The organism is Nocardioides sp. (assembly GCF_041600255.1).
GTDB lineage: Bacteria > Actinomycetota > Actinomycetes > Propionibacteriales > Nocardioidaceae > Nocardioides.
In genome coordinates this window covers 21477-29674 of the sequence record NZ_JBFIKK010000029.1, presented here as the reverse complement: position 1 = coordinate 29674, position 8198 = coordinate 21477, and the positions used below count along the sequence as shown (strand labels likewise).

The 8198-nt window shown below is 71.0% G+C and carries 7 protein-coding genes; 5 read left to right on the top strand and 2 right to left on the bottom strand.

Annotated features, from left to right (window positions below; translation table 11 throughout):
* The first annotated feature begins 120 nt into the window (after positions 1 to 120).
* From ABZE72_RS05645 to ABZE72_RS05635, 3 genes are all read left to right on the top strand, one after another.
* Positions 121 to 1206 carry a CoA ester lyase gene (locus ABZE72_RS05645; protein ID WP_372728044.1) on the top strand — a complete coding sequence of 362 codons (1086 nt, stop codon included), beginning with the start codon at positions 121 to 123 and terminating at the stop codon, positions 1204 to 1206.
* The gene (locus tag ABZE72_RS05640; RefSeq protein ID WP_372728043.1) at positions 1203 to 2066 is read left to right on the top strand and encodes a CoA ester lyase; all 864 of its coding nucleotides are present in this window, start codon (positions 1203 to 1205) and stop codon (positions 2064 to 2066) included. The genes ABZE72_RS05645 and ABZE72_RS05640 overlap by 4 nt, the downstream gene beginning before the upstream one ends.
* An 81-nt stretch (positions 2067 to 2147) precedes the next feature.
* Positions 2148 to 2291 carry a hypothetical protein gene (locus ABZE72_RS05635; RefSeq protein WP_372728042.1) on the top strand — a complete coding sequence of 48 codons (144 nt, stop codon included), beginning with the start codon at positions 2148 to 2150 and terminating at the stop codon, positions 2289 to 2291.
* A 221-nt stretch (positions 2292 to 2512) separates the two neighbouring features.
* Here the strand turns inward: ABZE72_RS05635 and hutU are convergent, their stop codons facing one another.
* Together hutU and hutH are read right to left on the bottom strand one after the other, a co-directional pair.
* Positions 2513 to 4198: a urocanate hydratase gene (gene hutU / locus ABZE72_RS05630; protein ID WP_372728041.1), complete on the bottom strand. Its 1686-nt coding sequence runs from the start codon at positions 4196 to 4198 to the stop codon at positions 2513 to 2515.
* On the bottom strand, positions 4195 to 5742 hold the full coding sequence (gene hutH / locus ABZE72_RS05625) for a histidine ammonia-lyase (RefSeq protein ID WP_372728040.1): 1548 nt from the start codon (positions 5740 to 5742) through the stop codon (positions 4195 to 4197). Before hutH ends, hutU begins: the two co-directional genes overlap by 4 nt.
* A gap of 276 nt (positions 5743 to 6018) precedes the next feature.
* Here hutH and ABZE72_RS05620 point away from each other — a divergent pair, with 276 nt between their 5' ends.
* Both ABZE72_RS05620 and ABZE72_RS05615 read left to right on the top strand, forming a co-directional pair.
* Entirely contained in the window at positions 6019 to 7293 is a 1275-nt protein-coding gene (locus tag ABZE72_RS05620; RefSeq protein ID WP_372728039.1) for a choice-of-anchor P family protein, read from the top strand.
* A 119-nt stretch (positions 7294 to 7412) separates the two neighbouring features.
* Positions 7413 to 8162 carry an IclR family transcriptional regulator gene (locus ABZE72_RS05615; RefSeq protein ID WP_372728038.1) on the top strand — a complete coding sequence of 250 codons (750 nt, stop codon included), beginning with the start codon at positions 7413 to 7415 and terminating at the stop codon, positions 8160 to 8162.
* Positions 8163 to 8198 lie beyond the last annotated feature (36 nt).

The following is an 8198-nucleotide window of genomic DNA, read 5'->3' as shown; positions in this document are numbered from 1 at the left end:
GGGAGGTCGGGCCGGGCGGTCGGGCCGGGGAGGTCGGGCCGAACCGTCGGAGCCGGGGGCCTCATCTCAGTGGGACCTTCCTCATACCGGGGCCGGGCTCAGCGCTGCTAGGTTCCGCGCATGCCCAGTTCGTCACGCAGCGCCAAGGACTTCTTCCGCCCTCTCGCCGTGGGAGCGCCGGCGCCCCTCACCGAGATCCCCGCGCGACCCAGTCGCGCGATCCACTTCTTCGACCCGAGCAACGCCAAGATGGCCGCGAAGATCCCCCAGATGGTGGGGACCGTCGACGTCCTCCTGGGCAACCTCGAGGACGCGGTCAAGGCCGACAACAAGGTCGCCGCCCGCGAAGGCCTGGTGAAGATCGCCAGCGAGACCGACTTCGGGCCCACCCAGCTGTGGACCCGGATCAACTCGCTGGACTCCCCGTGGGTGCTCGACGACCTGACCACGCTGGTCCCGGCCATCGGGCACAAGCTCGACGTGATCATGGTGCCGAAGGTGCAGGGCGCCGAGGACATCCAGTACGTCGACCGGCTGCTCGCCCAGCTCGAGGCGAAGGCCGGCCTGACCCGGCCGATCCTGGTCCACGCGATCCTGGAGACCGCGCGCGGCGTCGCCAACGTCGAGGAGATCTGCGGCGCCTCCCCCCGCATGCAGGGCCTCTCGCTCGGCCCCGCCGACCTGGCGGCCGACCGCCGGATGAAGACCACCCGCGTCGGCGGTGGCCACCCCGGCTACCTGGTCCGCCAGGACCCGACCGACGGCAACATCGACGGCGACCGCACGACGTACCAGCAGGACCTGTGGCACTACACGATCGCGCGGATGGTCGACGCCTGTGCGATGCACGGGATCTACCCCTACTACGGCCCCTTCGGCGACATCGCCGACGTGGTGGCCTGCGAGGACCAGTTCCGCAACGCCTTCCTGCTCGGCTGCGTCGGCACCTGGTCGCTGCACCCCAAGCAGATCGCGATCGCCAACCGGGTCTTCTCGCCCAGCGTCGAGGACATCACCCACGCCCGCCGGGTGGTCGCCGCGATGGGCGACGGCACCGGTGCGGTGATGCTCGACGGCAAGATGGAGGACGACGCCTCCCTCAAGCAGTGCCTGGTCATGGTGCAGCTCGCCGAGGAGCTCGCGGCGATCGACCCCGAGCTGAAGAAGCAGTACGACGCGATCGAGATCGACGAGGTGTCCGCATGAGCGAGTTCCGTCCCCGCCGTTCGGTGCTCTACATGCCGAGCTCCAACGAACGCGCCCTGGAGAAGGCCAAGACGATCGCCTGCGACGGCCTGATCCTCGACCTCGAGGACGCCGTCGCCCCCGACGCCAAGCCGGCGGCCCGCGAGTCGGCCTGCGCGGCCGTGACCTCGGGCGAGTACGGCAAGCGCGAGCTGACGATCCGGATCAACGGCGCCGACACCGAGTGGCACGCCGACGACATGGCCGCCGCCTGCGCGGCCGGTCCGGACGCGATCGTGGTGCCGAAGGTGAACTCCGCGGCCGCCGTGCACGCACTCGTGGAGTCGATGGAGCGCCACGGCGCTCCGGAGCGAACGACGCTGTGGGCGATGGTCGAGACGCCGTACGCGATGCTGCACGCCGAGGAGATCGCGGCCGCCTCCGAGCGCCTCTCGGTGCTGGTGATGGGCACCAACGACCTCGCCAAGGAGTTGTACGCCGAGCACGTGCCCGGTCGTCAGCCGCTGCTCGCGGGCCTCGGCCTGGCGCTGCTCGCCGCCCGGGCCACCGGCAAGGTGATCCTCGACGGCGTCTACAACGACGTGAAGAACGCCGAGGGCTTCCTCGACGAGTGCCGCCAGGGTCGCGAGATGGGCTTCGACGGCAAGACCCTGATCCACCCGGGTCAGGTCGAGGGCGCGAACACGGCGTTCGCGCCGTCGGAGAAGGCCGTCGAGGACGCCCGCGGCATCCTCCAGGCCTGGGAGGACGGCAAGGGGTCGGGGGTCGTCACCTACAACGGCCGGATGATCGAGAACCTGCACGTCGAGTCGGCCCAGCGGACCCTCTCGATCCACGAGGCGATCGCGGCGCTGCACTAGCCCACCGGCGCGGAGGGGTTTGCGATCGACCGGTCGGTGGGTACATACGGAGCGACCCACCACTGGAGGAAGAGGTTCGACATGGTTGTTCTTGGTTTGATCCTGCTCATCATCGGTCTCGTGGCCCAGATCTCGATCCTCTGGACGATCGGACTCATCCTGCTGCTCGTCGGCCTCGTGCTGAACTTCGTCCCGATCGGCGGCAGCACCCGACGGTTGTATTGATCCAACGCCTGACGTCGACGATCCCCGGTCCTGATGGGCCGGGGGTCGTTGCGTTGGGGGGCAGATTCACTGGTTAACCAGTGAATTGCTCACTTCACCCGGAGAACTATCTGGGTGAAGTGAGGGTTTCCTGGGTGCACCCCGGACGAGAGCTCCCAGCCCTCATCCCCAGCCCTCATCCTCAGCCCCAGCCCTCGGCCCCTGCACCCAGAACGAGAGCCTCAGCCCTCCGCCATCGGGATCCGTACGCCGCGCTCGGCGGCCACCTCACTCGCCCGGTCGTAGCCCGCGTCCACGTGCCGGATCACGCCCATCCCCGGGTCGTTCGTCAGCACCCGCTCGATCTTCTCCGCCGCCAGCGCCGTCCCGTCGGCCACACACACCTGCCCGGCGTGGATGGACCGCCCCATCCCGACGCCGCCGCCGTGGTGGATCGAGACCCAACTGGCCCCCGACGCCGTGTTCACCAGCGCATTGAGCAGCGCCCAGTCCGCGATCGCGTCGGAGCCGTCCAGCATCGCCTCGGTCTCGCGGTACGGCGACGCCACCGACCCGCAGTCCAGGTGGTCGCGGCCGATCACGATCGGTGCCTTCAGCTCACCCGACGCCACCATCTCGTTGAACTTCAGGCCCGCCCGGTGCCGCTCGCCGTACCCCAGCCAGCAGATCCGCGCCGGCAGGCCCTGGAAGGCAACCCGCTCGCCGGCCATCGTGATCCAGCGGTGCAGCCGCTCGTTCGCGGCGCTCTCCTCGCGCGGGAAGAGCTCGAGGATCGCCCGGTCGGTGGCCGCGATGTCCGCGGGGTCACCGGAGAGCGCCGCCCAGCGGAACGGCCCGCGCCCCTCGCAGAACAGCGGCCGGATGTAGGCCGGCACGAAGCCGGGGAACTCGAACGCCCGGTCGTAGCCGCCCTTGCGGGCCTCGTCGCGGATCGAGTTGCCGTAGTCGAAGACCTCGGCGCCACGGTCCTGGAACTCGACCATCGCCCGGACATGCGTCGCCATCGACGCCTGCGCACGCTTGGTGAAGCCCGCCGGATCGGCCACCCGCTCGGCCTCCCAATCCTCGAAGGCCACCCCGGCGGGCAGGTAGTACAGCGGGTCGTGCGCCGAGGTCTGGTCGGTGACCACGTCGATCGGCGCACCGGACTCGAGCAGCGCCGGCACCATCTCGGCGGCGTTGCCCAGCACCCCGATCGACAGCGGCCGCCGCTCGTCACGAGCCGCCACCGCGAGCTCGACGGCGTGCTCCAACGAGTCGGCACGTACGTCGAGGTAGCGGTGCTCGATCCGGCGCTCGATCCGCGCCGGGTCGCACTCGATGCAGATCACGACGCCGTCGTTCATGGTCACCGCCAGCGGCTGGGCACCGCCCATCCCGCCGAGACCGGCGGTGAGCGTGATCGTGCCGGCCAGCGTCCCGTCGAAGCGCTTGTCCGCGACCGCGGCGAACGTCTCGAACGTGCCCTGGAGGATGCCCTGGGTGCCGATGTAGATCCACGAGCCGGCCGTCATCTGGCCGTACATCGTCAGCCCGAGGTCCTCGAGGCGGCGGAACTCCTCCCAGTTCGCCCAGTCGCCGACCAGGTTGGAGTTGGCGATCAGCACCCGCGGCGCCCAGGCATGGGTCCGCATCACGCCCACCGGCCGGCCCGACTGCACCAGCATCGTCTCGTCGTCCTCGAGGTCGCGCAGCGTCCGCACGAGTGCGTCGTACGACGCCCAGTCGCGCGCCGCCTTGCCGGAGCCGCCATACACGACCAGATCCTCGGGGCGCTCGGCGTTCGCGGGGTCGAGGTTGTTCATCAGCATCCGCAGCGGCGCCTCGGTCTGCCACGACTTCGCGGACAGTTCCGGGCCGGTGGCGGCGTGGATGGGCAGGCGGGGGTTCGGGCTGGAGGTGGTCATGCGAGCTCTCCGATCACGGTTTCGACAGCGTGCAGGACGGCGCCCGAGCGGACGAGCTCGACGGCCGCCTCGATCTCGGGGGCGAGGTGACGGTCCGGCCCGGGCCCCTGCACCCCCGAGGAGCGGAGCAGGTCGACCACGGCGGCCGTGGCAGGCGACGGCGTCAAGGGGCTTCGCAGGTCGAGCGCCCGAGCTGCGGTCATCACCTCGATGGCCACCACGCGGGTCAGCCCGTCGACGGAGCGGCGCAGCTTGCGGGCTGCGGACCAGCCCATCGAGACGTGGTCCTCCTGCATCGCGCTGGAGGGGATCGAGTCGACCGACGCCGGGTTGGCCAGGCGCTTGAGCTCGGAGACGACGGCGGCCTGGGTGTACTGCGCGATCATCAGGCCGCTGTCGACGCCGGGATCGTCGGCCAGGAAGGGCGGCAGGCCGTGGTTGCGGCTCTTGTCCAGGAACCGGTCGGTGCGCCGTTCGCTGATCGAGGCGACGTCCGCGGCCACGATCGCCAGGAAGTCGAGCACGTAGGCCACCGGAGCCCCGTGGAAGTTGCCGTTCGACTCGACCCGGCCCTCCTCGGCCAGCACCACGGGGTTGTCCACGGCGGAGGCGAGCTCACGACCGGCCACCTGCGCGGCGTACTCGACGGTGTCGCGGGCGGCCCCGTGCACCTGGGGCGAGCAGCGCAGCGAGTAGGCGTCCTGGACCCGGTTGCAGTCCGGTCCGCGGTGCGAGGCGACGATGCCGGAGCCGGCCAGGACGGCGGTGAGGTTGGCGGCGGAGCGCGCCTGGCCGGGGTGCGGCCGGATCGCCTGGAGCTCGGCGGAGACGACCCGGTCGGTGCCGAGCTGACCCTCCACCGACATCGCGGCCGCGATGTCGGCCGTGGCGAGCAGCCGGCGCAGGTCGTCGAGGGCGAGCACCAGCATCCCGAGCATGCCGTCGGTGCCGTTGATCAGGGCCAGCCCCTCCTTCGCGGCCAGCTCGACGGGCGCGAGACCGGCAGCGGCGAGCGCCTCGGCCGCCGGCACCAGCCGGCCGGCGCGGTCGCGGACCGGCCCCTCCCCCATCAGGGCGAGCGCGCAGTGCGACAGCGGCGCCAGGTCGCCGGAGCAGCCCAGCGAGCCGAACTCGTGCACCACCGGCGTGATGTGGTGGGTGAGCAGCCCGGCGAGCAGCTCGGCGGTCTCCAGACGGATGCCGGTGCGTCCGGTCGCGAGCGTCGAGAGCCGCAGCAGCATCAGCCCCCGGGTCACCTCGGCCTCGACCTCGGGCCCGGATCCGGCGGCGTGCGACCGCACCAGGGAACGCTGGAGCTGGGCGCGCATCTCGGTCGGGATGTGCCGGGTCGCCAGCGCGCCGAACCCGGTCGAGATGCCATACGACGGGGTGGGCGCGGCGGCGAGCTCGTCGACCACCGCGCGGGCTCGGCCGATGGCGCTCCGCGCCTCCGCGGTCAGCTCGACGGCAGCACCGTCGCGAGCCACGGCGACGACCTCGGAGAAGGACACGGGACCGACACCGACGGGCACTGTGATCTGCATCCCGCCATCCAACCCCGAGCGGGGAGGCGCAGCGAGCGCCAGCCCACGCCTCGTGTCTCGTATTCGAGACTTGTCCTCGGCTCATTGCTGGTCCAGACCACCCGGGCGGGTGGCAAAACGTCCCCGGTCACCCCCCGTTCAGAGCGGCCTCAAGTGGGTACCGTGGAGTCATCTCCCCGCCTGTCCGCGCGTGCCCTGCGCGGACATCTCGGAAGCCGGGGCTGGTTCGACCCCATGCCGTGGGGGCATCGGGTACCCAACATGGAGAAAAGTGACATGCGCAGACTCATCGCCAGTTCGATGATCGCCGGCCTGGCCATCAGCAGTGCCGCGATCATCCCCCCGAGCAGTGCGCTGCCCGCCGATCGCGCCGCCAAGACGCAGGCGACCAAGTTCGCCTTCAAGGCCTTCGGCTACGGCACCCGCGTGAAGGGCGGTCAGATCCCGGTCAAGTCCGACAGCACCGCCTGGCAGACCATCGGTTGCACGAACAAGGCCGGACTCGACCGTCAGAACCACGAGGCAGAGGTCACCGTGCCCGGTCTCGGGGTCGCGAGCGGCGTGAAGACCCGGGTGTGGACCACTCAGGAGAAGGGCGTGGCCACCGCCCACTCGCGGCACACGATCGCCCAGATCACCCTGGGCAACGAGAACGGGACCGTCGACATCAACGCGATCCGTTCGATCTCGCGCGCCTTCCACGACGCGAAGGGCTACCACGCCGAGACGGACACCAAGATCGGCTCGATCGTGCTCACCCGATCGGGCGAGGCGCCGCAGGAGCTCGCCCTGCCGACCCCGGACCGACCTGTGGAGATCCCGGGCCTGGCCACGATCGCCGTCGGCCAGCACTTCAAGAAGGCCCACCGCAACGGCGCCCGCGCCTGGGCCGACGTGATCGACATCCAGGTGCCCGCCCCGGGCTCGCGGTTCCGGATCGCGCACAGCGAGGCCCGGATCAGTGGCGGCGTCCTCGGTGGCATCTTCAACGGCTACGGCTCCGGCACCCGCGCCGAGGGCCTCCAGGACAACGTCACCCACGGCCGTACGCCGCTGCTGGTGATGCCCTGCCAGGGCACCAACGGCAAGCTCCGCACGAAGAGCATCGCCTCCACGAACCTCGGCGACCAGGTCAAGGTCGGCGCGCTCAGCACTCGCGAGTCGGCGGACCAGACCCGGAAGAAGTCCTTCGGTTTCATCCAGGCCAACATCGCCCGGATCGAGCTCGGTGACGGCGACCTCGTCGTCGACGCCATCAAGGGCCGCGCCAACGTCACCCGCAAGGGCAAGAAGGTGATGTCGAACTCCAACGGCACCACGATCGGCTCGATCACGGCCAATGGCGAGGCGCACTCCTTCCCGGACACCGACGTCCTGGAGATCCCCGGGGTCGCCCGTCTCGAGCAGAACGTCGTGGAGAAGCTGAAGCACGGCATCCACGTCATCGCCCTGCGAATCACGCTCCTCGACGGCAGCGCTGCGGTGATCAACCTGGGCGAGGCGAAGCTCAAGATCCGCAAGAGCGGCAACAAGATGAGGAAGCGCCGGTAGCGCTCACCGGCCCAGCGGCCGGAACTCACCGCACGGGTTCGCCCCGTGCAGCGACATCCCGACGGGGACGCGGCCACTGCCGCGTCCCCGTCGTGCTGCGTCCGGACTAGTCTCCGGCCATGACCCAGGTCCCCGCCGCGGTGCGCACACTCCGGGTGCTGCGCTTCCTGGCGAGCCAACCCACCCCGGTGCCGATCGACCGGATCGCGCGCGCGTGCGAGCTGCCCCGGAGCACGGCGTACCACCTGCTCGGGGCGATGGCGGAGGAAGGATTCGTCGTCCACCTGGCCGACGAGCACCTGTGGGGTCTCGGCGTGGCGGCCTTCGAGGTGGGCAGCGGCTACTCCCGGCAGGAACCCCTCCAGCGCCTTGCCCGGCGCCCGCTCGCCGCCCTGGTCGACCGGGTGGGGCAGACCGCTCACCTCGCCGTCCCGCACGGCCGAGACGTCCTGTACGTCGTCGAGGAACGAGCCCCGGGCCGAGCCCCGCTCGTCACCGACGTCGGCGTACGACTCCCCGCCCACCTGACCGCCAGCGGCCGCGCCATCCTGTCCCGCCTGCCGACTGCCCAGGTGCGGGCGCTCTACCCCGACGCCTCCGCCTTCGTGGACCGTCACGGCGCGGGGCCGCGCACCCTGAGCGGGTTGCGGCGGGTGCTCGCGGAGACCCGGCAGCGTGGCTACGCCGTCGAGGACGGCGAGGTGACGCCCGGGCTGGCCAGCGTGGCGGTGGCGGTCCTGGACCACGGCGGCCACCCGGTGGCCGGCGTGGCGGTGACCTACGATTCCGGGGACGCGGAGCTGCTCAGTCGCCAGGTCCGGCGTACGGCGGAGGTCCTGACCCGCCGGATCGGCGGAACCCCGGACTGACCACCGGCGCCTCCGGGGGTGACATCTGGCCCGTTG

Excerpts from the sequence above, each read along its gene's own strand:
- ABZE72_RS05645 (WP_372728044.1), top strand. The coding sequence starts at position 121 with ATGCCCAGTTCGTCACGCAGCGCCAAGGACTTCTTCCGCCCTCTCGCC.
- ABZE72_RS05640 (WP_372728043.1), top strand. The coding sequence starts at position 1,203 with ATGAGCGAGTTCCGTCCCCGCCGTTCGGTGCTCTACATGCCGAGCTCC.
- ABZE72_RS05635 (WP_372728042.1), top strand. The coding sequence starts at position 2,148 with ATGGTTGTTCTTGGTTTGATCCTGCTCATCATCGGTCTCGTGGCCCAG.
- hutU (WP_372728041.1), bottom strand. The coding sequence starts at position 4,198 with ATGACCACCTCCAGCCCGAACCCCCGCCTGCCCATCCACGCCGCCACC.
- hutH (WP_372728040.1), bottom strand. The coding sequence starts at position 5,742 with ATGCAGATCACAGTGCCCGTCGGTGTCGGTCCCGTGTCCTTCTCCGAG.
- ABZE72_RS05620 (WP_372728039.1), top strand. The coding sequence starts at position 6,019 with ATGCGCAGACTCATCGCCAGTTCGATGATCGCCGGCCTGGCCATCAGC.
- ABZE72_RS05615 (WP_372728038.1), top strand. The coding sequence starts at position 7,413 with ATGACCCAGGTCCCCGCCGCGGTGCGCACACTCCGGGTGCTGCGCTTC.